The organism is Azorhizobium sp. AG788 (genome assembly GCF_004364705.1).
Lineage (GTDB): Bacteria > Pseudomonadota > Alphaproteobacteria > Rhizobiales > Xanthobacteraceae > Azorhizobium > Azorhizobium caulinodans.
In genome coordinates this window covers 716,743-742,708 of sequence record NZ_SOBM01000002.1, presented here as the reverse complement: position 1 = coordinate 742,708, position 25,966 = coordinate 716,743, and the positions used below count along the sequence as shown (strand labels likewise).

Sequence of the window (25,966 nt, the reverse complement as noted above, 5' to 3'; positions counted from 1 at the left end):
CGCTGCCATCTCAACCGTGGGTCACATGGAGTGGCCCCGATCGCGAAGGGCGACCGGGGGCGTGATGCAATCGCCAGCCGGTTCAAAGTCGCAGGCCGGCCTCCTTGAGCAGGGGCAGGATCTCGCGGGTGAAGTGGTCGAAATCCTCGCGGAAGTCATAGAAGCTCAACTGCACGCCGTCGATGCCGGCGACTTTCAGGGCGGCGAACTGCTCCACCACCTGTTCCGGCGTGCCGATCACCTCGATATTGCCGCCGAGCCCCAGTCCCTGCTTGTTGCGGGCGTCCTTCCGGCCCTGCCAGGCCACGGCATCGCTGTCGTAATTGTTGTTCTGGAAGAACTGCGCCCGGTCGGTGCCGGGCTTGTTCTCGGCGATGGCGCGCGCATGCGCCCAGCTTGCCTGTTCGGTCGCGCGGCTCACCACCACGGGATTGATGATGGTTTTCACCTCACGGCCGAGCGCCCGGGCGCGGGCCTTGATGGTGGCGATGTGGGCCGGCAGCGTTTCCAGCGCGCTGTCGATATGCGCTCCGCCCGGTGAGGTGACGAACAGCAGGTCCGAATGGTTCGCGGCGAAGTCGATACCGGCGGGCGAGCCCGTGGCGGTGACGAGGATGGGACGGCCGTAGGAGGGCTTGGGCGTGATATAGCCATTGTGCACCCGCCACGGATTGAGGCGGCCGACATGGGAATAGTTCTCCGTGTCCGTCCACAGGCGGTGCAGCACCTCGAACAGCTCGGCCGTCATCTCATAGCGCTGGTCGTGCTCGATGCGGTTCCAGCCGAACATCTCATGCTCGATGGCCCGGTGGCCGGTGACGATGTTGATGCCCCAGCGGCCCTTGGCGATATGGTCGAAGGTCGAGCCGATCTTGGCGATGTGCAGCGGGTGCCAGGGACCGTAGAGCACATGCAGGGTGGAGACGAGCAGGATGTTCTGCGTTACCGCCGCCATCGCCCCCAGCGCCACGAAGCTGTCGAGGGAAGCTTCCCCGTCATATCCGCCCTTGGGCAGCCACTGGGTGCGGCTGAAGGCGAGATCAAAACCGAGCGCATCCGCCTTCTTCACGATCTCCACGTTGTAGTCATAGGTCCAGCTGTTGGACGTGGGCAGGCTGGAGATGCGGATGTCCTGGAGATTCAGGAACAGGCCGAGCATCAGAGGCTGCCGCGTTGAGCGGGAGAGGGGGCTGTCGGGAAAGTCGAGCGGCCCCCGCAGCACCAGCGCATCGGGTGTGACCTCCGGCCTTTCGGTTAGGACGAGGCTCATGACGGCATTCCTTTGAAACGGACGGGATCGGGGAAAGGGGGCCGCTGCCGGCAATTGCCCCCGGTTCATGCCGGCGGCGGCTTTCAGCCGGCCTTCGCCAGCACCACGGGCGCGCGTGCCTCGACCTTGGCGGCGGCAGGAACGCCGCCTGTCCAGGGCACGCGGCCTTCGATGGGATGGCTCGGGTCGGTGAAACCGGGCGTCGAGGGATGACCCTCGCGCACGAGGCGATCCACCAGCGCCTCGTCCTCGGCGGTGAAGCGATAGTCGAGGGCGCGGACGTAGTTGTTCCAGTGCGCTTCGGTGCGCGGGCCGGCGATGGGCGCGGTCACCAGCTTGTTGTTGAGCACCCACGCAAGGGCGAAATCCGCGGCAGAAATCCCTCGCGCTTCCGCATGGCGCCTGATCTCGGCGGCGACGGCCAGCGATTCCGGCCGCCATTCGGTCTCATAGATGCGCTTGTCGTTCCGCCCGGCGCGGCTGTCGGCGTCCGGGGCGGCGTCAGGGGCGTATTTGCCGGTAAGCACGCCCCGCGCCAGCGGCGAATAGGGCACGATGCCGAGGCCATAATGGGCGGCGGCGGGCAGTTCCTCGGCTTCCGCCGAGCGGTTGACGATATTGTAGAGCGGCTGGCTCGCCACCGGGCGGTCGATGCCGAATTCATCCGCCAGATTGGCCACTTCCGCGATGCGCCAGCCGCGGAAGTTGGACACGCCGAAATAGCGCAGCTTGCCGGCGCGGATCAGGTCGGCGATGGCGCGCACCGCTTCGCCCAGCGGCTGCTCGAAGGGCGAGCGGTGAAAATAGAGGATGTCGATATAGTCCGTACCGAGCCGGCGCAGGCTGTTCTCCACCGTCTCGGTGATCCACTTGCGCGAGATGCCGCCCCGGTTCGGGCCGATGCCGTGGTTGTTGGCGAACTTGGTGGCCAGCACCCAGTAATCGCGGTCTGATCGGATGGCATTGCCCACCACCACTTCCGACTGTCCCTTCTGGTAGCCATCGGCGGTGTCGATGAAATTGAAGCCCTGATCCTTCGCCTTGGCGATGATGCGGTGGGCGGTGGGCTCGTCAGTGGGGCCGCCGAACATCATGGTGCCCAGCGCGAGCGGGGACACCTTGAGGGCACTGCGGCCGAGATAGCGATACTGGACCATGGGGTCTCCTTGAGGGATCAGTGAAGCGGGGGCACGTCCGCGTGGTGGCAGGCCACCGCATGGCCGGAGGATGCGGCGCGCAGGGCCGGCTCCTCCGCCACGCAGCGGGCGCTGGCGAGCGGGCAGCGTGGATGGAAGCGGCAGCCGGTAGGGACGTTGCGCGGGCTCGGCAGGTCGCCGCCGAGGGAAGGCGCATGGCGCCGCCGGCCGGGGGTCGGCACCGCCTCCATCAGCGCCCGCGTGTAGGGATGCAGCGGGCGCTCCCAAAGGCTCTGCCAGGAGCCGCTTTCCACGATGCGGCCGAGATACATGACCAGCACCCGGTCCGCGAAATAGCGCACCACCGACAGGTCATGGGAGATGAACAGGAAGGAGAGGCCGAGCCGCGCCTTCGTGTCCGCCAGCAGGTTCAGGATCTGCGCCTGGATGGACAGATCGAGCGCCGAGACCGGCTCGTCGCAGATGATGAGGCGCGGTTCAAGAATGAGCGCGCGGGCGATGCCGAGGCGCTGGCGCTGGCCGCCTGAGAATTCGTGCGGATAGCGCTTCAGGGCATCGCGCGGCAGGCCGACGCCTTCCAACGCCTCCAGCACCCGCTGCCGCCGGTCCACCCGGTTGCCGATGCCGTGAACGGCGAGGGGCCCGGAGAGGATCTCCTCCACCGTATGGCGCGGATTGAGCGAGCCGAAGGGGTCCTGAAACACCATCTGCACCTTGCGGCGATAGGCGCGAAGTTCCTGCTGCCCTAGCGCGCCCACGTCCACCCCGTCGAAGACGATGCGTCCCGAGGTGGGCTGCACGAGGCGCAGCAGCGTCTTGCCCAGAGTGGACTTGCCGCAGCCGCTCTCGCCCACGAGGCCGACCGTCTCGCCCGGAGCGATGGCGAAGGACACGCCGTCCACCGCCTTCAGCAGGCCGCCGCCGGCGTCGTAATGGGTCTTCAGGTCATCAACCGACAGCAGCGGCATGATCCACCTCGCGCGATGTGGTGACGGGGCAGGCGACGAGATGGCCGGCAGCGACGGGCCGGATATCCGGCGGCACGACCCGGCAGGAGGGCCGTGCCAGCGCGCAGCGGGGCGCGAAGGCGCAGCCGGTCTCGCCAGCGGCCGTTGTGATGCTGCCGGGGATCTCGGTGAGCCGGCCGGAGGTGTAGTGCAGGCCGGTCTCAAGGCGCGGCGAGGCGTGGAGCAGGCCGCGCGTATAGGGATGGAGCGGCGTGCCGAACAGCGTCTCGAAGGGCGCCTCCTCCACCTTGCGGCCGGCATACATGACCACCACCCGGTCCGCCCACTCGGCCACCACGCCGAGGTCATGGGTGATGAGGAGGAGCGCCATGTTGAGCTCGCGGCGCAGCCGGTCCAGCAGGTCCAGCACCTGCGCCTGAATGGTCACGTCCAGGGCCGTGGTGGGTTCGTCCGCGATGAGCAGCTTCGGGGAACAGGCCACCGCGATGGCGATCATCACCCGCTGGCGCATCCCGCCGGAGAGCTGATGGGGATATTCGTCCACCCGCCGTTGGGGTTCCGGAATGCGCACCAGATCCAGCAGTTCGATGGCCCGCGCCCGCGCCGCCGCCCGGCCGAGGCCCTGATGCAGGCGCACTACCTCGATGATCTGCTGGCCCACGGTGACCACCGGATTGAGCGAGGTCATCGGCTCCTGAAAGATCATGGCGATGTCGCGCCCGCGCACCTGCCGCAGGGCGCGGGGTGACAGGCTGGAGAGCACCTCGCCCCGGAAGCGCACCTCGCCGCTGGCGATGCGGGCGCCCGCCGGCAGAAGGCGCAGCAGCGCCAGCGCGGTGAGCGACTTTCCTGAGCCGCTCTCGCCCACCAGCGCCACGGTTTCGCCTTCCTCTACTGTGAGCGAGAGGCCGCGCACGGGCGTGGCGCGCGGGAATGCGATGGAGAGATCGCGCACGTCGAGCAGCGGGGCCATCAGCGGCGCTCCCCGGACAGGCGCGGGTTCAGCGCGTCGTTGAGCCCGTCGCCGATGAGGTTGAGCGAGAGCACGGTGAAGACGATGGCAAGCCCCGGCACGGCGCTGAGATACCAGGCGGTGCGCAGCATCTCGCGCCCGGCGCCGATCATGGAGCCCCAGCTCACCACGTTCGGATCGCCCAGCCCCATGAAGGAGAGGGCGCTTTCCATGAGGATGGCGGTGGCCACCGTCACCGAGGCCATGACGATGACCGGCGGCAGGGCGTTGGGCAGGATTTCGCGAAAGATGATGCGCCCGTGGCCGTAGCCGAGCCCACGCGCGGCCATGACGAATTCCTTCTCCCGCAGCGAGCGGAACTGCGCCCGCACGAGCCGGGCCACCGAGGGCCAGGAGACGAGGCCGATGGCCAGCGTGATGGCGGGAATGGAGGGCTGGGCGATGGCCACCAGCACGATGAGCAGGATGAAGCCCGGAATGGTCTGGAAGACCTCGATGAGCTTCACCAGCACATCATCCGTCCGGCCGCCGAAATAGCCGGCGAGCGCCCCCACCAGCGTGCCCGCCAGCAGGCTGACGATGGTTGCCGCCGCGCCCACGAGCAGGCTCACCCGCGCGCCATGGAACACCCCGGCCGCCACGTCACGCCCGAGGGCATCGGTGCCGAGGGGAAACTCCGGCGACTGCCCCGGCCAGATCAGCGGACGGCCCGCCATCTCCAGCGGATCGTCCGGATAGAGAATGGGGGCAGCCAGCGCTGCGGCCAGCACGGCAAGGAGAATGAGGCTGCCCGCCACGGCGTTGGGATTGGTGAGAAAGGCCCGAAGGGCGCGGTGGCGGCCGGAGGGGGGGAGCCGCTCCACCGCCTGTTCGGTGGCCCGTGCCGCATCGGGAGCGTGCACATTGGGCCAGTTGGCGAGATCGCCGGTGCCGGCCGCCGGGAGAGTGGCGGGGCCGGAGGACGGATGCTCCAGTGTGGCGGGGGCGGGCAGGGCCTGGCTCTTGGTCATCAGCGCACCTCGATCCGCGGGTCGAGCCAGGCCTGGAAGAGGTCGATCGACGCATTGACCGCGACCACCAGCAGGGACGAGAGGAGGAGGATGCCGAGCAGCACGTTGAAGTCGCGGCCCATCACCGCCTCATAGGCGAGGCGGCCGAGGCCCGGCCAGCTATAGACCGTCTCCACCACCACTGCGCCGCCCATGAGGCCGCCGAGATGGATGCCGGCCATGGTTGTGACGGGCAGCAGCGCATTACGCAGGACATGGCGGGTGGTGACGGCGAAGGGCGGCAGGCCCTTGGCCTGCGCGGTGCGCACATAATCCTGCGCCCGCACCTCCAGCATGTCGCCGCGCGTCAGGCGGGCATAGATGGCCACATAGAACAGGGCCAGCGACAGGCCCGGCAGCACCATGAAACGCAGGCGATCAACGAAGGCCTCCCAGCCCGTATAGCCGGCGCCGATGCTTTCCGCCCCGCCGCTGGGCAGCCAGCCGAGCTTCACGGAGAACAGCACGATCAGCATGAGGCCGATCCAGAAGCTGGGGATGGAATAGAAGAGCAGCGCCAGCACCGAGAGCACGCGGTCCGGCAGGCGGCCGACGAAGCTCGCCATGAGGGCGCCCAGCGCGATGCCGATGACGAGCGCGAGGCCCAGCGCCAGCGCCATGAGCGCCAGCGTGTTGGGCAGCCGCTGGCCGATGAGGGCGGCCACCGGCATGTTGTAGCGCGGGGAGTCCCCGAGGCTGAAATGGGCGAGCGTCCAGAGATAATCCGCCAGTTGCTGCAGCACCGGCAGATCGAGTCCGAAGCGGTTGCGCAGGGCGGCAAGCGTCTCGGCGGTGGCCGAGCCCGCCTCCCCCGCCATCACCTCCGCTGCGTCGCCGGGGGCGAGGCGCAGCAGGAAGAAATTCAGGATGACGATGATGAGGACCGTCGGCACCGCCTGGAGGGCGGTGCGGCGGAGCGCCTTTGCGACGCGCAGCGATCCGGACATGGATGTCTCTCCTGAAAGCCGGATCACTTCTCGATATAGACGTCGGCGAAGCTGGCGTTCACGCCCGTCACGCCCAGCGTGTGGTTCTTCACCTTCTTGCTGAAGAGGGTGACGCCCGCCGGCGAGATGAGGTTCACGGCCGCCACGTCGTCATGGGTCACCTGCTGGAACTTGCGCCAGATGGCGATGCGCTTCTCCTCGTCCGCTTCCACGGCGGCGGCTTCCAGCAGGGCATCCACCTCCGGATTGTCGTAATGGGAGGCGTTGGAGAAGGGCAGGCCGATCTTGAAGTTCTTGGACCAGTAGACGCGCTGCACGCCGGGCGTCGGGTCGAAGGTGGTGGAGAGGGCTTCCAGCGTCAGGTCGAAGTCGCGGGCCGTGTAGGCCTTCTGAAGATAGGTGGAGAAATCGAAGAACTGGAAATCCACCGGAATGCCGATACGCGCCAGCGCCTGCTTCACGAAATCGCCGGAGGCCTGGGAGTTGTAGGGGTTGGCATAGAGGCGCAGCGGAAAGCGCGTGTCATCGGCCTTGCGCGGATAGCCGGCCTCGTCCAGCAGCTTGTTGGCGGCGGCCAGATCGAAGCCGTAGGTCTTGATGTTCGGGTCGATGAACTTCTTCACATCGACGCCGAGCGGCGAGGGCGCGATGGTGCCGTAGCCGAAATACACCACGTCCAGCAGTTTCTTGTGGTCGATGGCCTTGGCGATGGCGAGGCGCACCTTCTTGTCCTTCAGCACCGGCGTGTCGAAGTTGAAGAAGAGTTGGGTCATGTTGCCGTTGTATTCATAGCCCCGGGTGTCCGAACCGATGTTCGGCAGGGCCTGAATGCGGGCGAGATCGGAACGCGGCACCGGCGGCCCGCCGCCGAGATCCAGTTCGCCGGTCTCGAAGGCGGCCGAACGGGCGCTCTGGTCGGCGATGAAGCGGACCACGACGCGGTCGAGATATGGCTTGCCGGGGTCCCAGTAATTGGGATTGCGGTCGAGAATGATGTGGCTGCCCTTCACCCATTCACGGAACACGAACGGCCCTGTGCCCACGGGGGCGCTGGCGTTCCTGTTGGTCAGCGGATCGGTGCCCTCATAAAGGTGCTTGGGCACGATGGGGGATTCGGAGGCATCGAGCGCTACCAGCAGATAGGGCGCCGGCTTCGACAGGCGGATGATGGCGGTGAGCGGATCGGGCGTCTCCACCACGGTGACGGACGAGAAGGTGGCGCGCCCGCGCGGGTGGTTTTCCTTGAGCAGCTTGATGGAATAGGCGACGTCGGCGGAGGTGAAATCCTTGCCGTCATGCCATTTCACGTTGGGACGCAGCTTGAAGACATAGGTGAGGCCGTCCGGGCTCACGCTCCACTCGGTTGCGAGCTGGGGTTTCGGCTCATAGTCGAATCCATATTGCAGCAGGCCCTCCGTCACCTTGGGCGAGACGCGGGTGGAGGGGCCGGCGGTGTGGGCGATGGTGACGAGCGTCGTCGGTTCCTGCTCCACGAGAAAGCGCAGCACCCCGCCACGCACAGGCGTGCCGCCTGCATCCGCGCCGGCCGCGAACGCGGCACGGCCAGCGAGGGGTGCGAGGCCAAGGGAAGCGGCAAGGCCGAGGGAGAAAGAACGGCGGTCGACAAAGGGACCCGACATGGCGGTGAATTTCCTCGGATAAGGCTGGGGGAGAGTGGAGCGGGGCCGGAACTGCGGCCTATTGGAACGTGCTGGGGGCCGGCGGCTCGCCGGTGAGCACCCAGGCGCCCACGTTGCGGGTCTTGTATTCCCCCGGATTGTGCAGCGTGTGGGTGCGCACGTTGCGCCAGAACCGGTCGAACCCGTGAGCGGTGGTGGCTGAGCGCGCGCCCATCACCTCGAAGATCTGGCTTGTGACTTCCAGCGCCACATTGCCGGCATAGACGTTGGCGGCCGCGATCTTCACGGCGGCGGCGCCGCGCTCTTCCTCGGTCAGGTCACGGCCACGCGCCCACACCGCATCGAGCGCCTCGGCGGCTTCATCGGCGAGGGCGGTCGCCGCCTTGGTTTTGATGTAGAGATCCCCATAGACCCGCTTCACCCACGGATCGTCGATGTGGCGCTCGACGCCGGAATGCAGCCAGGGGCGGGAATTCTCGCGCGTATAGTCCCGCGCCGCGATGAGCGCACCCTGCGCGCTGCCGACGAAGACGTTGAGCAGCACGCTCTGCTGCTGGAACGGCGTCAGCGTCTGGAAGGGCCTGGCCTCATTGGCGCGGAAATCGAAGATCTCATCCGCCCGGATGCGCACGCCGGTATAGGTCACGCGCCCGCTGCCGGTCTGGCGCTGGCCGATGCCGTTCCAGTCATTCTCGATGGTCAGCCCCTCCCTGTTTGAGGGGATGGCGGCGAAGTGGCGTTCGTTGGTGGCCTCGTCCTCGAAGGCCACCTGAATGTAATCGGCCACATGGGAGCCGGAGGTGAAGGGACGATAGCCGTCGAGGATCCAGTCCGCCCCATCCCGCCGCCCGAACAGGCTGCGGGAGAAGCTGTTGGCCGTATTGCCCCAGAACCAGTTGCCTGCGGCCGAGCGGCGATAGAAATCGGCCGCCTGCTCCGGCGTGCCGCGCACATAGGCGGCGTGCACGGAGTTGAAGTGGTAGGCATAGATGTGGCCCAGCGAGCCATCCACCTTGGCAAATTCCCGGGCGATCTTCAGCGCCGTGGACCAGGGCTCGCCAGCGCCGCCATATTCCTTCGGAATCAGCGCGTTGAGCAGGCCGCTCTCCTTCAGCAGGCGAATCTGCGCCTCCGGCCGCCCGCCCTCCTGATCGCGCTCCACCGCATCGCGCGCGAAGATCTCGCGCAGCGCGATGGCCTTGGCGAGGTGAGGGTTTGCGGCATCGAGGGCGAACAGAGGGTGAGGCATGGCGAACGCTTCCTTGGCCCTGGCGATCACGAGCGGATCGGCGCGGGAGAGGGAGTTTGCCAGTCTCTAAGATTTAATCAATCAAATTTATCGAATTAATGTGCTCGCTCGCCTGAACCTCGCATGTACGACATGTCCAGCAGGACGCTGCAGGCCTTTTTCACCCGGCATCTTGCCTGAGTGCGTTCCGCAATCCCCTCACGCGGGGGTGGGGAAGCCGCACAGCCGCCGGGCGTTATCGGCGAGGCGGCCGCGGAGGACGCCGTGTCGGTTGCCCCAACCGGATGATCCTGCTTAAGTCCTTGCAAGCGAGGGCATCAGCGAGGAAGGGATGAGCGCGTCCGATCCGGCGGAGCAGAAGAGCGAGGTCGCCCGGCCGCGCCTGCCGAAGCCACGTCGCGCTGCCGCCGCTCCACGCGAGGAACGCGACGGGGAACCGAGGCTGCGCATTCTCGCCGCCGCCGAAGCCGTGTTCGCCACGCGCGGATTCGATGCCGCCACCCTGCGCGAGATCACAGAAGCCGCGGGCGTGAACATCGCCGCAGTGAACTATTATTTCAGCTCCAAGGATGAGCTCGTCAGGCAGGTCCTCGACCGGCGCATGACCCCCTATACCGCCGCCCGCGCCGCCGCGCTCGAGGCGCTGGTCGCGGCAGCTGGCGGAAAGGCGCTGAAGATCGCCGAGATCATTGAGGTGATGGTCCGGCCCATCGTCGAACTGAGCCGCGATGACAATGGCGGACGCTCGCTCATCCGCTTGCTGTTGCAGGTCCGCGCGCGACCGAGCGAGGACACGATCCGCGTCTTCGTGGACCGGGTGGACCCGCTGGTGCACCGCTTTGTCCGGGTCATTCAGGATGCCGCCCCGCATCTGTCGCGGGTGGACATCTACTGGCGCTACAATTTCTCCATCGGCGCGGTGATGCAGGTCCTGACCGACGCCGATCCCACCTCCCTGCGCCTCAAGCGCCAGTCCGACGGGCTTTGCGACACGCAGGACGATGAAGCCATCGTCCGCGAGCTCGTTGCTTTCATTGCGGCGGGGTTTGCCGGCCCGGGCATGCCCACCGTTCAGAGCCTTCCGGCGGCCGCAAGGAGCGATGCGGCGGCACCACGCCGGGCACGGGTCCGCGGTTAGATTTTCCCGCGGCCTCTTAGGCGGCCCGACGGGATACGCGCTGGCGCATCCCGTCCGGGAAACGTCCTCAGGCCGAGAGCCAGACGTTCTCGAAGCTGCCGCGGATGCCCTCCGGCATGTCCATGACGCCATGCACCCGCTTGCTGATGATCGCGGTGTAATCGAGATCGAGCAGCGGCAGCACGGGGAGGTCGGTCATGGCGAGGCGCTGGAAGTCGTGGAACAGCGCCTTGCGCTTCGCCGGGTCCATCTCGGTCGAGGCGCTCTCCAGAATCTTGTCCATCTCCGGGCTGGAATAGCCGCTGGCGATCACGAAGGGTGAGCCCGGCTTCGCCGCCTTCGACCAGTAGAAGCGTTGGAGGCCCATGGAGGGGTCGAAGATGGGCGCATAGAGGAAGACGTTTAGGTCGTAATCATAATCGCCATAGATCGTCTTGAGGTAAGTCGGCAGGTCGGAGGAGCGGATGGTGATGTCGATGCCCACCCGCTGGAGCGACTGCTTGATGAACTCCGCCGCCCGCAGGTTGGCTTCGCCGAGGGGCAGCCAGTCGAGGCGCAGCTTGAAGCGCATCTTGTCCGCGCCGCGCGGATAGCCGGCGGCATCGAGCAGGGCTTCCGCCTTCTTGACGTCGAAGGGATAGGCGGGCGGATTGGCGAGCCTGAGGTCGCCGGCCTGATAGGGGATCGGGCTCGTGGCGGGACGGCCGCTCTGATACCAGACCGCGCGGGCCATGGCCTCGCGGTTGACCGCCTGAAGGATGGCCTGGCGCACCTCCACCTTGGCGAGGATGGGGTTGCGCAGGTTCACCTCGATGGCCTGCGCGTGCTGGAGCAGCTCCTCCCCGCGCGTCTCGACGTCGAACTTTGGATTGGCACGGAAGCGCGCCAACTCGCTGTAGGGCACGGGATTGGGGCCGGCGAGCAGGATCTCTCCCGTCTCCAGCGCTGCCGCGCGGGCCCCGGCATCGTTGATGATGCGCATCACGATGCGGTCGAGATAGGGCCGCTCCTGCGCCCAATAGCCGTCGAAGCGCTCCAGGATGATGTGGCTGCCGCGCTTCCATTCCACGAATTTGAACGGGCCGGTGCCGATGGGCGCGTTGTTGGCCGGGTTCCGCAGCGGGTCCCCATTCTCATAGATGTGCTTGGGCAGGATGGGGCTTTCCATGCCCGACAGCGCGTTCATGACCACCGGCGAGGGCTTGGAGAAGCGCAGGATGGCGGTGTGGGCGTCCGGCGTGTCCACGGCGGTGAGATTGGCGAAGGTGCCGCGCCCGCGCGGATGGTTGGGCTTCAGCAGGTTGAGGAAGGAAAAGGCGACGTCGGCGGAGGTGAAGTCCGTCCCGTCATGCCACTTCACGCCCTGGCGGAGCGTGAACTTGATGGACAGACCGTCGGCGGACGGTTCCCACGCGGTGGCAAGGCGCGGGCGGGGCAGGAAGTCGTAGCCATAGGCCACGAGCCCCTCGGTCATCTTGGCGGAGGAGAGCACCACCTGATCGGAAGACGTGAAGGCGCACACCAGCGCGGTCGGGTCCGGCCACACCGCCATGGTGAGCGTGCCGCCCTTCTGCCCGGTCTCGGCGGCAAAGGCCTTGCCGTTCTGGCCGATGAACACAGTTGCGGCGGCAGCGCCCGCGCCGCCAAGGAACAGGCGGCGGGAGATGGGACCGAAGGGCAGGCGATCAAGCTCTGAGGTCATGACGGGTCTCGTTCAGACGGGCGCAGGCGCCGTGATGGGTTCAAGGGAGAGAATCTCGGACGGGGAACGGGCCTCGCCTGCACCGGTCACCTCTACGCGGTGGCAGGCCACCTGACGGCCATCGGGGAGGGCGCGGAGCACGGGCTCCTCGGCGGTGCAGCGGCTTTCCACGAACGGGCAGCGGGTGTGGAAGCGGCAGCCCGAGGGCGGGTTGGTGGGGCTCGGCATGTCGCCGGTGATGCGCACGCGCGGCCGGTGGGCGCCGGCGGGGTCTGGCGCCGGATGGGCGGCGAGAAGGCCCGCCGTATAGGGATGGAGCGGCTGCTTCCACACCCGCGCCCGGTCCGCCACCTCGACGATCTTGCCCAGATACATCACGAGGATGCGGTCGGCGATGTAATGCACCACCGCCAGATCGTGCGAGATGAAGAGATAGGAGAGCCCCATCTCCTTCTGGAGGCGCACCATCAGGTTGATGACCTGCGCCTGCACCGACACGTCGAGTGCGGAGACCGGCTCGTCGGCAACGATGAGCGCGGGATTAAGGGCGAGCGCGCGAGCGATGCCGATGCGCTGGCGCTGGCCGCCGGAGAATTCGTGCGGGAAGCGTCCGCCCGCATCCACCGGCAGGCCCACGCGCGCCATCAGTTCCTGCACCTTGGCGCGCCGGTCCTGCGCGGTCCCGATGCCGTGCACCTGCAGCGGTTCCGCGATGATGTCCGCCACGCGCTTACGCGGATTGAGCGAGGCGTAGGGGTCCTGAAAAACCATCTGCATGCGCCGCCGCAGCGGGCGCAACTGCGCATAGGGCAGACCCGAGATCACCTCGCCATCGAGCCGCACCGTGCCGGAGGTGGCCGGGGCAAGGCCCATGAGGGTGCGGCCGAGCGTGGACTTGCCGCAGCCGGATTCGCCCACGAGGCCGACCGTCTCGCCAGCAGCGATGGAGAAGCTGACGCCATCCACGGCGCGCACGTCGCCATGGTGCTTCACCAGGTTCTGGACGTCGAGGAGGGGCGTGCCATGGCTGCTCATGGGATGGCCTCCTCGGCGCGGAAACAGGCGACAGCGGTGCCGCCCAGCACCCGCAGGGCGGGCCGGGCCTCCTCGCAGGCCGGTCCGATGATCGGGCAGCGCGGGCCGAAGGCGCAGCCGCGCGGCAGGGCCGACAGGGCGGGAACGATGCCGGGGATTTCCATCAGCGGCACCCGCGCGCCTTCCCCCTCCGCCTCCGGGTTGGGCAGGGCCCGCAGCAGGCCGCGCGTATAGGGATGGCGCGGCGCGCGGAACAGCTCCGCCACCGGGGCCTCCTCCACCTTGCGGCCGGCATACATGACCAGCACCCGGTGCGCATTCTCCGCCACCACGCCGAGATTGTGGGTGATGAGGATGATGGCGAGGCCGAGCTCCGCCTGCAATGTGCGCAGCAGGTCGAGGATCTGCGCCTGCACTGTGGCATCGAGGGCCGTGGTGGGCTCGTCGGCGATCAGCAACTTGGGATCGCAGGCGAGCGCCATGGCGATCATCACCCGCTGGCGCATGCCGCCCGAGAGGTGATGGGGCAGGTTGTCCAGCACCCGCTCGGGATCGGGAATGCGCACCTTGCGCAGCAGCTCGGCCGCATGGGCCCGGCGCCCGGCCCGGTCGAGGTCCGGCCGGTGCTCCTCGAACACCTCCTCCAACTGCCGGCCGATACGCATGACCGGATTGAGCGAGGTCATGGGCTCCTGGAAGATCATGGCAATGTCCGCCCCGCGCAGCCGGCGCATCTCGCGCTCGGGCAGGGCGAGGAGGTCGCGCCCGTCCAGCAGGGCGGTTCCGCCGCCGTTGCGCGCGACGCCATCGGGCAGGAGGCGCATCAGCGAGAGGGCGGTCATGGACTTGCCCGAACCGCTTTCGCCCACGATGGCGAGCGTTTCGCCCGCATGGACGGTGAGGTCGAGAGCATCCACGACCGTCACTTCGCCGGCGCGGGAGAGGAGGCGGGTGGTGAGGCCGCGCACCTCCAGAACGGGGCGGGCGGCGGGGGAGGAGGATGGCGCGCCGGACATCAGCGCAGCTTCAGCTTGGGGTTCAGGGCGTCATTGAGCCCCTCGCCCACGAGATTGAGGGCCAGCACCACGAGGATGATGGCAAAGCCGGGCTCAGCGACCAGATACCAGGCCGAGCGCAGGCTTTCGCGCCCGGCACCGATCATGGCCCCCCAGGTGACCACGTTGGGATCGCCAAGGCCGAGGAAGGACAGGCCCGCCTCGGTGAGAATGGCAGTGGCCACCATGATGGAGGCGGTGACGATGATGGGCGTGAGGCAGTTGGGCAGGATCTGCCCGAAGATGATGGACCGCTCGCTCATGCCGATGGCGTAGCAGGACTGAACGAATTCCCGCTCGCGCAGGCTCATCACCTCCGCCCGCACCAGCCGCGCCACCGGCGGCCATGAGACCAGAGCCAGCGCGATGATGATGGAGGAGAGCGCCGGCCCCACGATGGCCACCAGAACCACCGCCAGGATGAACTGCGGCATGGTCTGGAACATCTCGGTGATGCGCATGAGGGTGTCGTTCACCCAGCCGCCGTAATAGCCGGACAGGGCGCCCACCGTGATGCCGATGGCGAGCGCCACAAGGGTCGAAATCCCGCCGATCATGAGGGCGCTACGGGCACCGTGCATGAGACCTGCGGCGATGTCGCGGCCAAGGGGGTCGCTGCCGAGCGGATAGGCCATATCCTCGCCGGGCCACAGCAGCGGCGGGGCCACCATGTCGGCCGGGTCTTCCGGATAGAGCACCGGCGCAAGCAGCGCGGCGGCGACGATGCCGAGGAAGATGACGAGGCCGAGCACGGCCGTGCGCTTGCGTCGGAACAGGCGCCAGAAATCGAGAAGTCGGTTCATCGCGCCTTGATCCTCGGGTCCAGCCAGGAATAGGCGAGATCCACCAGCATGTTGATGAAGATCACCAGAGCCGAGCTCATAAGCAGGATGCCGATGAGCAGCGCATAGTCGCGCTGGAACACGGCGTCATAGGTGAGGCGGCCGATGCCCGGCCAGTTGAATACTGTCTCCACCACCACCGCGCCGCCCAGCAGGGAGGCCATCTGCATCCCCAGCATGGTGACGATGGGCAGCAGCGCGTTGCGCACCACGTGGCGGATCGTCACCTTGGCGGCGCCAAGGCCCTTGGCGCGTGCCGTGCGGATGTAGTCGAGCCCCATCACCTCCAGCATCGAGGCGCGCATAAGGCGCGTGTAGATGGCGAAGTAGAAGAGCGAGAGCGTGAGGGCGGGCAGCACGAGGTGTCGGCCGATGTCGACCGCGCGGGCGAGGGGCCCCACGTCCTGTCGCGCCACATCCATGAAGCCGCCCGAGGGCAGCACACCCAACGTCACGGAGAAGAGGATGATGAGCATGAGCCCGATCCAGAAGATCGGCATAGCGTAGGCGAGCAAGGCGACGAGCGAGATCAGATCATCAAGGAGCGTGTTGCGGCGGATCGCGGCGATGGCGCCGAACAATACGCCCATGGCCACCGAAGCGACGATGCTGACGCTCATCAGGAGCAGGGTGGGCCCGAGGCGCTGGAGGATGAGATCGCGCACCGGGCTGTTGTTACGGATCGAATATCCGAGATCCAGTTGCAGGATCTGCGTGCCATAACGCAGCAACTGGACCGGGAGAGGCTGGTCGAGCCCGTATTTGGCACGGAGTTCGGCCATGTACGCGGCATCGCCCGTTCCGGCTTCGCCGGCCATGACGTCGACGGCATCTCCAGGGGCGAGATGCAGGATGACGAAGCTGAAGATGACGATGCCCAAGAGAACGGGCACGGCCTGCAGCAGGCGGCGGGCGAAGAAGCGCGCCAGTCCGTTCGGTTGTGCGCGGGTGGCTGTGGCCATGCCGTTGGCTCCGCTCCGGTTGCTCGCTGCGATCCGAAATCCCCCGGCGGAGGCATCCCGGGCGCTTCCTGCGGCCGTGCGGCAGGGGCATGGCCCCGGCGTTCAGCCTGCTATTGTGCGGCGGCGCATTTCACGTCCGCCATTTGTTGAATAATTCAATCTTCTAACTCAACATGGACAAAATCGCGGGTGGATTGCAAGCGCTTTTGCAAACAGGCGTTTGAAATCCACGGTCCGGGGCGTCACAGGTCGGTGCCGGGAGGGTCGCACGGCCAGCGCGCGGCTGGCCGTGGAAACCTCAGTACGTGCCGGGATATTGCCCGCCATCGATCAGGATGCTCTGGCCGGTAATGAAGCCGGCCTGTGCCGAGCAGAGGAAGCCGGCAAGCGCCCCGACTTCGGAAGGCTCGCCATAGCGGCCCGCCGGATTCTGGCCCGCGCGTTCCGCCCAGATGTCATCGAACGGACGCCCTGTCATCTCGACGAGGCTCTGGACATGATGACGCTGTGCATCCGAGGCGATGATGCCGGGCAGGATGTTGTTGATGGTGACGTTGTGCTTCACCGTCTGCCGCGACAGGCCGGCGACGAAGCCCACGAGCCCAGAGCGGGCGCCGTTGGAGAGCGCCATTTCCAGTTGCGGCGTCTTCACGCTGCGCGAGACGATATTGACCACCCGGCCGAAGCCGCGCGCGATCATCCCGTCCACTGTGAGGCGCATCATCTCGATGGGCGAGAGCATCATGCGGTCGAGGGCGCGGATCCAGTCGGCGCGGGAATAATCCCGATAGTCGCCGGGGGGCTCGCCATCGCCGTTGTTGATGAGGATGTCCGGCTCGGGGCAGGCGGCCAGCGCCGCTTGCCGGCCCTCGTCCGTCATCAGGTCGGCCACCACGAAATCGACCGGGGCGCTGCTGGCGGCGGAAAGCTCCGCCGCCGCCTGTTCCAGCGTCGCCCGCGTGCGGGCGGCGATGGTGACTTTTGCGCCGTCACGGGCGAGGACTTCGGCGACGGCGCGGCCCATGCCGCGACTGCCGCCGCTGACCAGCGCCCGCCGGCCCGAGATGCCGAGATCCATGGCTCAGGCCGCGACGGCGGAGAGCGGCGCGATCTTGAAGCCGTACTTGCGATCCAGCTCCAGCTCCTGAACGATGCGCACGCCCTTGGCCAGCGCCTCGCCCTCGAGGCCGCGCAGCGGCTTGCGCAGGTCGCCCACCGGCAGGCCGACGGCCTTCATGAGCGACTTCACCGCCACCGGATTGATGGCCGAATAGGTGTAGTGGAGCATGGGCAGGAGGCCGAGATAGGCGTCCTTGAACGCCGCAGCGCCCTCATCGCCGTTCCACGGGCGGGAAATGGCGACGAGTTCGGCCGGAGCGATGTTGCCGGTCATGTTGGCCGTGCCATGGCCGCCGAGGCTCATGGTGGGCACCACAAGGCCGAGGTTCGGGCTGTCGCAGCACATCACCGAGACGTCCGGACGGGCGGCGAGCACCTGCGCCACCTGGCCGACGCGGGTGGTGGATTCCTTATGGATCACATAGTTGGGGTGCTTGAAGATGCGCAGCAGGTTGTCCCAGTGGAGGTCGCTCTTCACCCGCGGCGGGTTGTTATAGATGCCGAGCGGCAGGTCGGTGGCATCCGCCACGTCGAGGAAATAGCCCTCGATGTCCGCTTCCGGTGCGCAGATATAAGCGGGGGCCGCGAGAATGGCGCCGTCCGCGCCATTGTCCTTGGCGAAGCGCACGTTCTCGATGGTGGTTTCGGTATTGTTGCCGGTGCAGCCGTAGAAGAGGGGCATCTTCGCCGTCTTCATCTTGGCGGTCTCGACGATGACCTTCTTCTTCTCCTCGGCCGAGAGCATCGAGGTCTCGCCCGTGGAGCCCATGATGAGGATGGCGGCGGTGCCGTTGTCTTCCTGGAACTTCAGAAGCTCGCGGAAGGCGACGAAATCCACCGAGCCGTCCTTGTTGAAGGGCGTCACGATCGCGACGAAGGAACCGGTGATCTTCTGCATGGGTGGCCTCGTGCCTCTGCGGGCCTGCTGCCCGCCTGCGCTTCGGGAAGAAATGGGCCGTCGAGCAAGCAGACGGAGCCGTGAATTCAGCTCTGTGCTGCTGCTTTTCAAATAATTGTTTGAAATCTGACCCGCATCCTGCACCCTGTCAATAGCGTGTCGCCGCCCTGTCATGGGCCGGCGTCGGATTTCGGAAGAGGCGTCACATGGTCGTCCAGCGCAAGCCCCACCTCGCCCACTGGGGCGCCTTCACCGCGCTGGTGGAGGAAGGGCGGCTGGTGGGGTGCGAGCCCTTCGCCGCGGACCCCGCGCCCTCGCCTTTGCTGGGCAGCATCGTGCCCTCTGTCTATTCGGAACGGCGCATCCAGAAGCCTATGGTGCGCGAGAGCTTCCTGAAGCACGGCGCCGCGGCGGGAGGGGAGGGCCGTGGGCACGAGCCCATGGTGGAGGTCTCCTGGGAGACGGCCCTCGATCTCGCCGCTCGCGAGATAAGCCGGGTGGAGGTGGAGCATGGGCGCGACGCGCTGTTCGCCGGCTCCTACGGCTGGTCGTCCGCCGGCCGGCTGCATCATGCCCGCTCGCTGGTGCGGCGCTTCTATTTTTCCGGCGGCGGGGCCATCGATCAGGTGGGCAATTACAGCTGGGGTACGGCGCAATTCCTTTTGCCCCACATCATCGGCACCTACCAGCCGCTGACCGGCCGTGCCACCTCCTGGCCGAGCATCCTCAAGCATTGCCAGCTCTTTCTCGCCTTCGGCGGGCTGGCGCTGAAGAACGGGCAGATGGCCTCGGGCGGTGCGGCCGAGCATACGCAGGAGCACTGGCTGCGCGAACTCGCGAAGGCCGGCATCCCGGTCATCAATGTTTCGCCCACGCGCGGCGACTGCCCGGACTTCCTGAACGCGGAATGGGTCCCCATCCGTCCCACCACGGATGCGGCCTTCCTGTTGGCTCTGCTGTCGGAAGTCCTCCTCCTCGAGGTTGCGGACCTCGCCTTCCTCGCCACCCACACGGTGGGCTTCGAGCCGCTCGCCGCTTACGTGCGCGGGGAGAGCGACGGTGTGCCGAAGACGCCGGAATGGGCGCAGGACATCTGCGGCGTGCCGGCCGAGCGCATCCGTCAGATCGCGGCGCGCCTCGTAGGCGTGCGCAGCTACATCACCTGCTCCTTCGCCGTGCAGCGGGCGGAGAATGGCGAACAGCCCTATTGGCTGGCCATCGCACTCGCCAGCGTGCTGGGGCAGGTGGGCCTGCCCGGAGGTGGCTTCGGCTTCGGCCATGGCTCCATGAATGGCGTCGGCAATCCGAGGCCCGCGACGCCCGGCCCGGAGATGGCGGTTGGTGCCAATCCTCTGAAGCGGGCCATTCCCGCGGCCCGCATCACCGAAATGCTGGAGGCCCCCGGCACGCCCTATCCCTTCAACGGACGCACGGAGACTTATCCGGACGTGCGGCTCATTCATTGGGCGGGCGGCAATCCCTTCCATCACCATCAGGATCTCAACCGCTTCTCTCGTGCTTGGCAGAAGCCCGAAACCATCATCGTCAACGAAATCTGGTGGACGCCGACCGCCCGGCGCGCCGATATCGTGCTGCCGGTGACCACCACGCTGGAGCGCAACGACATCGGTGGCTCGTCCCGCGACCGCTATGTCATCGCCATGCATCAGGCGATCGCGCCGCTTCATGCCGCCCGCTCGGATTTCGACATCTTTGCCGATCTCGCCGAACGGCTGGGGCACGGCGCGGCCTTCACGGGCGGCCTCGACGAGCAGGGCTGGATCGAGCGCATCTATACCGACTGCGCGGCGGCCAATGCGAAAGCGGGCATCACCTTTCCCGATTTCGAGACCTTCTGGCAGGACGGCAGCTTCGAACTGCCCCGGCCGGCGCAGGATTTTGTGCTGTTCGCCGATTTCCGCGCCGATCCGCAGGCCCATCCGCTGGCGACCCCCTCTGGCCGGATCGAGCTTTACAGCTCCGCCATCGCCGGCTTCGCGCTTCCCGACTGTCCGCCCCATCCGGTCTGGCGGGCGCCGGGCGAGTGGCTGGGCAGTGTCGGAGCGAAGCGCCATCCGCTGCATCTCGTAACGGTGCAGCCCTCGGACAGGCTGCACAGCCAGCTCGATTTCGCGCCCTTGCCTCAGGGCAACAAGGTGGATGGGCGCGAAGCGCTCCTCATGCATCCGGACGACGCGGCGGCGCGCGGCTGCGTGGCCGGGCGGACGGTGCGCGTGTTCAACGACCGGGGTGCGCTGCTGGCGGGTCTGGTGCTCGACGAAGGCGTGCATCGCGGCGTCGTGGTGATGGCGACGGGCGCCTGGTTCGACCCCGATCCCTCGGCCCCCGACGCGCCGGAGCGGGCCGGCACGGTCAATGTGCTGACGCGCGATGTGGGCACGTCCAGCCTCACCCAGGGGCCGAACGCCATGAGCTGCCTCGTGGAGGTGGCGGCCGTTTAGCGCGCCGGGCGGCCGTCCGTGCCGGAAAAGTATTCCGGGTGTGACTGGCGCAACTGCTCGACGAAATCCAGCGAGCGGGAGAGGTGGTCCCGAAGCGCCTCCTGCGCCGCCGGGGCATCGCCCGCGGCGACCGCATCGGTGATGGCGGTGTGGGCGGCGAGGATTTCGCGGATCTTGCCGGCCTTGGGCAGATGCAGGCGCCGCAGGCGGTCGATATGCCCGCTACGCCGGCGCACCAGATGCCAGAGGTCGATCACATCTTCCGCCTCATACATGGTGCGGTGGAAGGCCTGATCGGCGGCCGAGAACTGCTCATATTCCCCGAGGTCGGCGAACACGCTCTGCTGCCGGATGAGGCTCCGGAGCCGCTCCACCAGCGCGGGCGCTGGGGCGAGGGCGAGGCTGCGGACCAGTTCCAGCTCGATGGAGCGGCGCAGGAACTGGGCCTGCCGTGCCTGCTCCACATCGATGGGGCTCACCACGGTCGCGTGTTGGGGGAAGACATCCACCAGCCCTTCCTCCTGCAGCTTCATGAGCGCATCACGGATGGGCGTGGAGGAAAGGCGGAAGCGCTCCTGCAAGTCTTGCCGGGACAGGACGGCGCCGGGTGCCAGCGCGAGCGAGAGGATGTCCTGCCGCAGCACGTCGAGGACATGGGCCGCCCCCCGCTTGGCCGCATCCCGCGACAGCACGCTCACCTCCGCAACCGACATTCAATCGCTCCTCGTCTCGTCTGCCTTCATATCACTCTCGTCCTCGCTTGACCAACTAATGCATTAGTGCTTCAGTCGGAGGTGCAGACGGCGTCAACGCCGCGCGGGGCGCCAAGCCCGGAAGGAAACGCCAAACCCAGTTCGCAGGCCATCGCATGGCCGAGCGGAGGGGCAGGGACGCGGCGGCGGACCGAGATCCGCAGAGACGCGCATCCCTGACATGACGGCCGGAGCGGCCGCAAAGGGGAGGGATGCGGATGATCACCCGCAGGCAGACACTTGCGCTGGCCGCCGGCCTTGCCACGGCCCCGTGCTGGCCGGCCGTGGCGCAGGCGAAGACCGAAGTCTCGCTCAGCCGGCAGCCGGGCATTCTCTATATGCCGACGCACGTCATCGAAAAGCAGAAGCTGATCGAGAAGCACGCCGAGAAGCTTGGCGTACCGAACGTTACCGCCAAATGGATGTCGTTCTCCAACGGCGGAGCGCAGCAGGATGCGCTGCTTTCCGGCGGGGTGGACATCATCAACACCGGCACCGGGCCGCTTCTGGTGCTGTGGGACAAGACGCGCGGCAAGGTGAAGGGCATCGTGGCGAGTTCCGCCCAGCCGCTCCAGCTCATCAGCCGCGATCCGCGCATCAAGAGCCTCAAGGATCTCCAGGCCGGCGACAAGATCGCCGTGCCCACCGTGCGCGTCTCGACGCAAGCCATCCTTCTCCAGATGGCGGCAAGCCAGCTCTATGGGCCGGACAAGTGGAACCATTTCGATCCCATGACCGTCCAACTCGGCCATCCCGATGCATTCGTCGCCATGAAGAATGCCGGACATGAAGTGAAAAACCACTTCGCCGCGCCGCCCTTCCAGACCTACGAACTGCAGCAGATCCCCGAAGCGCACGTGGTGGCGACCTCCGCCGACATCATCGGCTCGCCCCTGAGCCAGGGTCAGTTCATGACCATGACGACCTTTGCGGAGGCCAATCCAAAGATCATCCAGGCCCTGCGCAATGCGGCGGAAGAAGCCAAGACCTTCATCGAGAAGAACCCTGCCGAGGCGGTGGAGATCTATCGCGAGGTGACGGGCGACAAGACGTCGACGGCGGAACTGCTCGAAGTGCTGAAGCAGCCGGGCATGATGGAATGGAACATCTACCCGCAGGGCACGATGAAGTTCGCCGCCCATCTGAACCGGACCGGCGCCATCAAGACGCTGCCGGCCTCGTGGAAGGACTATTATCTGCCGGTGGCCCATGACCTCCCCGGCAATTGAGTTCGCCGCCGGCGGGCCCGTCATGGCCCCGGCGGTGGCTGCCGCCTCTCCTGTGGCGGCCGTGACAGCGCAGGATCGTGCCATGTCCGAGCCCTTGCTCAACGTCTCTTCCGTGACGCTGCGCTACAAGACGCCCGGCGTGGTCATCACCGCCACCGAGCGCGTGTCGTTTGAGGTGAACACCTCCGACCGCTTCGTGCTTCTCGGCCCCTCGGGCTGCGGCAAGTCCACCCTGCTCAAGGCGGTGGGCGGCTATATCCGGCCGAGCGAGGGGACCATCACCATCAAGGGCCGGCAGGTCACCGAGCCGGGGCCGGACCGCATGATGGTGTTCCAGGAGTTCGATCAGCTCCTGCCATGGAAGACGGTGCTGGAGAATGTGGTCTTTCCGCTGCGCGATGCCCGCCGGCTGTCCCGCAAGGAGGCCGAGGAGAAGGCGCGGCATTACATCGAGAAGGTGAACCTCACCCGCGCCATCGACAGCTATCCGCACATGCTGTCCGGCGGCATGAAGCAGCGCGTCGCCATCGCCCGCGGCATGGCCATGGAGCCGGACATCCTCCTGATGGACGAGCCCTTTGCCGCGCTCGACGCCCTCACCCGGCGCACCTGCCAGGACGAACTGATCCAGCTCTGGGAGGAGACGCGCTTCACGGTGATGTTCGTCACCCATTCCATCGCCGAGGCGATCAAGATCGGCAACCGCATCCTCCTGCTTTCGCCCCATCCCGGCCGGGTGAAGGCTGAGGTGGTGGATGTGGACACGGTGTCGCCCACGGACGGCAGCGCGGGCCGGCTGGAGCGCGAGATCCACGATCTCCTCTTCGCCGATGCCGGCGCGGCGGATCACTGAACGGGAGGCCGACATGTCGATCCAGAGCCCGTCATCGCCTTCCGCCCGCATCATCCTGCGTCCGCCGGCCGGTGCGGCCGGCGCGGAGGTGGAACGCCGCATCGGCGTGCTTGAGGCGGCGTGGGACATCGGCGCCGTGCGCAAGGCGCTGATCATCGTCGTGCTGGCGGCGGTGTGGCAGGCCTATGGTGTCTATCTCGACAATCCGCTGCTGTTTCCGAGCCTGACGGAAACCTTGCAGGCGCTCGCCGAGAATGTCCGCAGCGGCGTGCTGCCCGCCCGCGCCTGGGCGTCGCTTCAGGTGCTGCTGATGGGCTATGCGGTCGGGGTTTTGCTGGCGGGCATCCTCACCATTGTCGCTATCAACACGCGCATCGGCTCGGACTTCCTCGAGACCGTCACAGCCATGCTGAGCCCGCTGCCAGCCATCGCGCTGCTGCCGCTGGCGCTCATCTGGTTCGGCCTCGGCAATGGCAGTCTTGTCTTCATCCTTGTGCATTCGGTGCTGTGGCCGGTGGCGCTCAACACCCACTCGGGCTTCCGGGCGGTGTCGCAGACGCTGCGCATGGTGGGGCGCAACTACGGCCTGAAGGGCTTCGCCTATATCCGCAAGATCCTGATCCCGGCAGCGTTCCCCTCCATCCTCACGGGCCTGAAGATCGGCTGGGCCTTCGCCTGGCGCACGCTCGTGGCGGCGGAACTGGTGTTCGGCGTCTCATCGGGGCAGGGCGGGCTCGGGTGGTTCATCTTCGAGAACCGCAATCTCCTTGAAATCCCGGCGGTCTTCGCCGGCCTCCTCACGGTCATCCTGATAGGTCTCGTGGTCGAGAACGTGATCTTCCGCACCATCGAGCGCCGAACGGTCCTGAAATGGGGCCTCCAGCACTGACCCGCGCCTCCCACGACCGAGCCCCTTCCATGACCAAGACACCCGAGCAACTGCGCAGCGCCCGCTATTTCGAGCCCGACGACTTCCGCTCCTTCGGCCATCGCTCGCGCATGAGCCAGATGGGTTATGCGGCGGAGGAGTATCGCGGCAAGCCGGTCATCGCGATCATCAACACCTGGTCCGATCTCAACCAGTGCCACGCCCATTTCAAGCAGCGCGTGGAGGATGTGAAGCGGGGCATTCTTCAGGCGGGCGGCTTTCCGGTGGAACTGCCGGCCATCTCGCTCTCCGAGAGCAAGGTGAAGCCGACCACGATGCTCTACCGCAACTTCCTCGCCATGGAGACGGAGGAACTCATCCGTTCCCATCCCGTGGACGGCGCGGTGCTGATGGGCGGTTGCGACAAGACCACGCCCGGCCTGCTGCTGGGCGCCACCAGCGCGGGCGTTCCGGCCATCTATGTGCCGGCCGGACCCATGCTGCGGGGCAACTGGCACGGCAAGGTGCTGGGCTCGGGTTCGGATGCCTTCAAATATTGGGACGAGCGCCGCGCCGGCAACATCTCCGACAGGGACTGGGCCGAGATGGAAGTGGGCATCGCCCGCTCCTATGGCGTGTGCATGACCATGGGCACGGCGGCTACCATGACGGCGCTCGCCGATGTGATCGGCATGACACTGCCGGGCGCCTCCTCCATCCCGGCGGCGGATGCCAACCACATCCGCATGTGCGCGGCCGCCGGCCGGCGGATCGTCGAGATGGTGTGGGAGGATCTCACCCCCGACAAGATCCAGACCGAGGGCGCGTTCCGCAATGCCATCAACGTCGCCATGGCCATGGGATGCTCCACCAATGCGGTGATCCACATCATCGCCATGGCCCGTCGCGCCGGCCATGCCATCGGGCTTGAGGACTTCGACGCGGCGAGCCGCAAGGTGCCGGTGATCGCCAACATCCGGCCGAGCGGCGAGCGCTATCTGATGGAGGATTTCTATTATGCCGGAGGCCTCCTCGGCCTGCTGACCCGGCTCACGCCCCATCTCGACCTGTCGCTCATCAACGTCTCCGGGCAGACCTGGGCGCAGTCGCTGGAGGGAGCAGAGGTCTACAATGACGATGTGATCCGCCCGCTGGACAATCCCATCTATGCTGAAGGCGCGCTAGCGCTGCTGAAGGGCAATCTCGCGCCCAACGGCTGCGTGATGAAGCCCTCCGCCGCCGCTCCCCATCTCCTCACCCATTCCGGTCCCGCGCTCGTTTTCGACGACTATCCGGCGCTGCGGTCCAATATCGACCGGGACGATCTCGACGTGACGCCGGACACGGTTCTGGTGCTGCGCAATGCCGGTCCCTTGGGCGGGCCGGGCATGCCGGAATGGGGCATGCTGCCCATCCCGAAGAAGCTGGTGAAGCAGGGCGTGCGCGACATGGTCCGCATCTCGGACGCGCGCATGAGCGGCACCTCCTATGGCGCCTGCATCCTGCACGTCTCTCCCGAATCCTACATCGGCGGCCCGCTGGGGCTCGTCCGCACCGGCGACATCATTACCGTGGACGTGCCCAACCGCAGCATTCGCCTGGAGGTGTCCGACGCCGAGCTGGAGCGCCGCCGGGTCGAGACGCCGCCGCCCGCGCCGCGCTACGAGCGCGGCTATGGCTGGATGTTCTCCCGCCACATCGGCCAGGCCGACCAGGGCTGCGATTTCGATTTCCTGCGCACCGACTTCGGCGCGCCGGTGCCCGAGCCCGCCATCTTCTGACTTCCCGACAATCCGGA

The 25,966-nt window shown here is 67.0% G+C and carries 22 protein-coding genes; 6 read left to right on the top strand and 16 right to left on the bottom strand.

The features are described from left to right. Positions 1-82: 82 nt before the first annotated feature. The 8 genes from DFO45_RS07550 to DFO45_RS07515 all read right to left on the bottom strand — a co-directional run bounded on the left by DFO45_RS07550 (position 83) and on the right by DFO45_RS07515 (position 9,253). On the bottom strand, positions 83-1,270 hold the full coding sequence (locus tag DFO45_RS07550; protein WP_133864371.1) for an LLM class flavin-dependent oxidoreductase: 1,188 nt from the start codon (positions 1,268-1,270) through the stop codon (positions 83-85). Positions 1,271-1,353: 83 nt separating this feature from the next. Beyond that, complete coding sequence (locus tag DFO45_RS07545) at positions 1,354-2,427, bottom strand: aldo/keto reductase (protein WP_133864370.1); 1,074 nt, start codon at positions 2,425-2,427, stop codon at positions 1,354-1,356. A 17-nt stretch (positions 2,428-2,444) separates the two neighbouring features. Further along, complete coding sequence (locus DFO45_RS07540; protein WP_133864369.1) at positions 2,445-3,395, bottom strand: oligopeptide/dipeptide ABC transporter ATP-binding protein; 951 nt, start codon at positions 3,393-3,395, stop codon at positions 2,445-2,447. Beyond that, positions 3,376-4,368: an ABC transporter ATP-binding protein gene (locus DFO45_RS07535; protein WP_133864368.1), complete on the bottom strand. Its 993-nt coding sequence runs from the start codon at positions 4,366-4,368 to the stop codon at positions 3,376-3,378. The genes DFO45_RS07540 and DFO45_RS07535 overlap by 20 nt, the downstream gene beginning before the upstream one ends. Further along, positions 4,368-5,378 (bottom strand): ABC transporter permease, encoded by a 1,011-nt coding sequence (locus DFO45_RS07530; RefSeq protein WP_133864367.1) that lies wholly within the window; start codon positions 5,376-5,378, stop codon positions 4,368-4,370. Before DFO45_RS07530 ends, DFO45_RS07535 begins: the two co-directional genes overlap by 1 nt. After that, the gene (locus DFO45_RS07525; RefSeq protein WP_133864366.1) at positions 5,378-6,364 is read right to left on the bottom strand and encodes an ABC transporter permease; all 987 of its coding nucleotides are present in this window, start codon (positions 6,362-6,364) and stop codon (positions 5,378-5,380) included. The genes DFO45_RS07530 and DFO45_RS07525 overlap by 1 nt, the downstream gene beginning before the upstream one ends. A gap of 23 nt (positions 6,365-6,387) precedes the next feature. Beyond that, positions 6,388-8,004: an ABC transporter substrate-binding protein gene (locus tag DFO45_RS07520; RefSeq protein WP_133864365.1), complete on the bottom strand. Its 1,617-nt coding sequence runs from the start codon at positions 8,002-8,004 to the stop codon at positions 6,388-6,390. Between the two features lie 58 nt (positions 8,005-8,062). Continuing rightward, a complete protein-coding gene (locus DFO45_RS07515) occupies positions 8,063-9,253 on the bottom strand; it encodes an acyl-CoA dehydrogenase family protein (RefSeq protein WP_133864364.1) in 1,191 nt (396 codons plus the stop codon). A 331-nt stretch (positions 9,254-9,584) separates the two neighbouring features. Between DFO45_RS07515 and DFO45_RS07510 the strand changes: the two genes are divergently transcribed. Then, on the top strand, positions 9,585-10,391 hold the full coding sequence (locus tag DFO45_RS07510; protein WP_133864363.1) for a TetR/AcrR family transcriptional regulator: 807 nt from the start codon (positions 9,585-9,587) through the stop codon (positions 10,389-10,391). Between the two features lie 67 nt (positions 10,392-10,458). Here the strand turns inward: DFO45_RS07510 and DFO45_RS07505 are convergent, their stop codons facing one another. The 7 genes from DFO45_RS07505 to DFO45_RS07475 form a co-directional block, all read right to left on the bottom strand. Continuing rightward, on the bottom strand, positions 10,459-12,093 hold the full coding sequence (locus tag DFO45_RS07505) for an ABC transporter substrate-binding protein (protein WP_133864362.1): 1,635 nt from the start codon (positions 12,091-12,093) through the stop codon (positions 10,459-10,461). Between the two features lie 12 nt (positions 12,094-12,105). Continuing rightward, on the bottom strand, positions 12,106-13,128 hold the full coding sequence (locus DFO45_RS07500) for a dipeptide ABC transporter ATP-binding protein (RefSeq protein ID WP_133864361.1): 1,023 nt from the start codon (positions 13,126-13,128) through the stop codon (positions 12,106-12,108). Next, on the bottom strand, positions 13,125-14,144 hold the full coding sequence (locus DFO45_RS07495) for an ABC transporter ATP-binding protein (protein ID WP_133864360.1): 1,020 nt from the start codon (positions 14,142-14,144) through the stop codon (positions 13,125-13,127). The genes DFO45_RS07500 and DFO45_RS07495 overlap by 4 nt, the downstream gene beginning before the upstream one ends. Then, a complete protein-coding gene (locus DFO45_RS07490) occupies positions 14,144-14,986 on the bottom strand; it encodes an ABC transporter permease (RefSeq protein WP_133864359.1) in 843 nt (280 codons plus the stop codon). The genes DFO45_RS07495 and DFO45_RS07490 overlap by 1 nt, the downstream gene beginning before the upstream one ends. Then, positions 14,983-15,987 (bottom strand): ABC transporter permease, encoded by a 1,005-nt coding sequence (locus tag DFO45_RS07485; RefSeq protein ID WP_012171175.1) that lies wholly within the window; start codon positions 15,985-15,987, stop codon positions 14,983-14,985. Before DFO45_RS07485 ends, DFO45_RS07490 begins: the two co-directional genes overlap by 4 nt. Positions 15,988-16,285: 298 nt before the next feature. After that, the gene (locus DFO45_RS07480) at positions 16,286-17,065 is read right to left on the bottom strand and encodes an SDR family oxidoreductase (RefSeq protein ID WP_133864358.1); all 780 of its coding nucleotides are present in this window, start codon (positions 17,063-17,065) and stop codon (positions 16,286-16,288) included. A 3-nt stretch (positions 17,066-17,068) separates the two neighbouring features. Further along, positions 17,069-18,004, bottom strand: coding sequence for a 4-hydroxy-tetrahydrodipicolinate synthase (locus DFO45_RS07475; protein WP_133864357.1), 936 nt, complete (start codon positions 18,002-18,004; stop codon positions 17,069-17,071). A 206-nt stretch (positions 18,005-18,210) separates the two neighbouring features. On the opposite strand from DFO45_RS07475, the gene DFO45_RS07470 reads away from it, so the two are divergent. Continuing rightward, positions 18,211-20,466, top strand: coding sequence for a molybdopterin-dependent oxidoreductase (locus DFO45_RS07470; RefSeq protein WP_133864356.1), 2,256 nt, complete (start codon positions 18,211-18,213; stop codon positions 20,464-20,466). On the opposite strand, the gene DFO45_RS07465 is transcribed toward DFO45_RS07470, so the two are convergent. Further along, positions 20,463-21,179 (bottom strand): GntR family transcriptional regulator, encoded by a 717-nt coding sequence (locus DFO45_RS07465; protein WP_133864355.1) that lies wholly within the window; start codon positions 21,177-21,179, stop codon positions 20,463-20,465. The two genes, DFO45_RS07470 and DFO45_RS07465, sit on opposite strands and share 4 nt — an antisense overlap. A 257-nt stretch (positions 21,180-21,436) precedes the next feature. Here DFO45_RS07465 and DFO45_RS07460 point away from each other — a divergent pair, with 257 nt between their 5' ends. From DFO45_RS07460 to araD, 4 genes are all read left to right on the top strand, one after another. Next, positions 21,437-22,447, top strand: a complete 1,011-nt coding sequence (locus DFO45_RS07460) for an ABC transporter substrate-binding protein (RefSeq protein WP_133864354.1) — start codon at positions 21,437-21,439, stop codon at positions 22,445-22,447. 82 nt (positions 22,448-22,529) lie between these two features. Continuing rightward, positions 22,530-23,300: an ABC transporter ATP-binding protein gene (locus tag DFO45_RS07455; RefSeq protein WP_133864353.1), complete on the top strand. Its 771-nt coding sequence runs from the start codon at positions 22,530-22,532 to the stop codon at positions 23,298-23,300. Positions 23,301-23,313: 13 nt separating this feature from the next. Continuing rightward, entirely contained in the window at positions 23,314-24,189 is an 876-nt protein-coding gene (locus DFO45_RS07450) for an ABC transporter permease (protein ID WP_133864352.1), read from the top strand. Positions 24,190-24,218: 29 nt separating this feature from the next. Beyond that, positions 24,219-25,949: an L-arabinonate dehydratase gene (gene araD, locus DFO45_RS07445; RefSeq protein WP_133864351.1), complete on the top strand. Its 1,731-nt coding sequence runs from the start codon at positions 24,219-24,221 to the stop codon at positions 25,947-25,949. Positions 25,950-25,966 lie beyond the last annotated feature (17 nt).

Bases quoted from the DNA above. Each gene is read 5' to 3' on its own strand.
- DFO45_RS07450 (WP_133864352.1), top strand. From the start codon at position 23,314: ATGTCGATCCAGAGCCCGTCATCGCCTTCCGCCCGCATCATCCTGCGT.
- DFO45_RS07485 (WP_012171175.1), bottom strand. From the start codon at position 15,987: ATGGCCACAGCCACCCGCGCACAACCGAACGGACTGGCGCGCTTCTTC.
- DFO45_RS07540 (WP_133864369.1), bottom strand. From the start codon at position 3,395: ATGCCGCTGCTGTCGGTTGATGACCTGAAGACCCATTACGACGCCGGC.
- DFO45_RS07460 (WP_133864354.1), top strand. From the start codon at position 21,437: ATGATCACCCGCAGGCAGACACTTGCGCTGGCCGCCGGCCTTGCCACG.
- DFO45_RS07515 (WP_133864364.1), bottom strand. From the start codon at position 9,253: ATGCCTCACCCTCTGTTCGCCCTCGATGCCGCAAACCCTCACCTCGCC.
- DFO45_RS07520 (WP_133864365.1), bottom strand. From the start codon at position 8,004: ATGTCGGGTCCCTTTGTCGACCGCCGTTCTTTCTCCCTCGGCCTTGCC.
- DFO45_RS07500 (WP_133864361.1), bottom strand. From the start codon at position 13,128: ATGAGCAGCCATGGCACGCCCCTCCTCGACGTCCAGAACCTGGTGAAG.
- DFO45_RS07530 (WP_133864367.1), bottom strand. From the start codon at position 5,378: ATGACCAAGAGCCAGGCCCTGCCCGCCCCCGCCACACTGGAGCATCCG.
- DFO45_RS07525 (WP_133864366.1), bottom strand. From the start codon at position 6,364: ATGTCCGGATCGCTGCGCGTCGCAAAGGCGCTCCGCCGCACCGCCCTC.
- DFO45_RS07475 (WP_133864357.1), bottom strand. From the start codon at position 18,004: ATGCAGAAGATCACCGGTTCCTTCGTCGCGATCGTGACGCCCTTCAAC.
- DFO45_RS07465 (WP_133864355.1), bottom strand. From the start codon at position 21,179: ATGTCGGTTGCGGAGGTGAGCGTGCTGTCGCGGGATGCGGCCAAGCGG.
- DFO45_RS07470 (WP_133864356.1), top strand. From the start codon at position 18,211: ATGGTCGTCCAGCGCAAGCCCCACCTCGCCCACTGGGGCGCCTTCACC.
- araD (WP_133864351.1), top strand. From the start codon at position 24,219: ATGACCAAGACACCCGAGCAACTGCGCAGCGCCCGCTATTTCGAGCCC.
- DFO45_RS07550 (WP_133864371.1), bottom strand. From the start codon at position 1,270: ATGAGCCTCGTCCTAACCGAAAGGCCGGAGGTCACACCCGATGCGCTG.
- DFO45_RS07505 (WP_133864362.1), bottom strand. From the start codon at position 12,093: ATGACCTCAGAGCTTGATCGCCTGCCCTTCGGTCCCATCTCCCGCCGC.
- DFO45_RS07545 (WP_133864370.1), bottom strand. From the start codon at position 2,427: ATGGTCCAGTATCGCTATCTCGGCCGCAGTGCCCTCAAGGTGTCCCCG.
- DFO45_RS07490 (WP_133864359.1), bottom strand. From the start codon at position 14,986: ATGAACCGACTTCTCGATTTCTGGCGCCTGTTCCGACGCAAGCGCACG.
- DFO45_RS07495 (WP_133864360.1), bottom strand. From the start codon at position 14,144: ATGTCCGGCGCGCCATCCTCCTCCCCCGCCGCCCGCCCCGTTCTGGAG.
- DFO45_RS07480 (WP_133864358.1), bottom strand. From the start codon at position 17,065: ATGGATCTCGGCATCTCGGGCCGGCGGGCGCTGGTCAGCGGCGGCAGT.
- DFO45_RS07535 (WP_133864368.1), bottom strand. From the start codon at position 4,368: ATGGCCCCGCTGCTCGACGTGCGCGATCTCTCCATCGCATTCCCGCGC.
- DFO45_RS07455 (WP_133864353.1), top strand. From the start codon at position 22,530: ATGTCCGAGCCCTTGCTCAACGTCTCTTCCGTGACGCTGCGCTACAAG.
- DFO45_RS07510 (WP_133864363.1), top strand. From the start codon at position 9,585: ATGAGCGCGTCCGATCCGGCGGAGCAGAAGAGCGAGGTCGCCCGGCCG.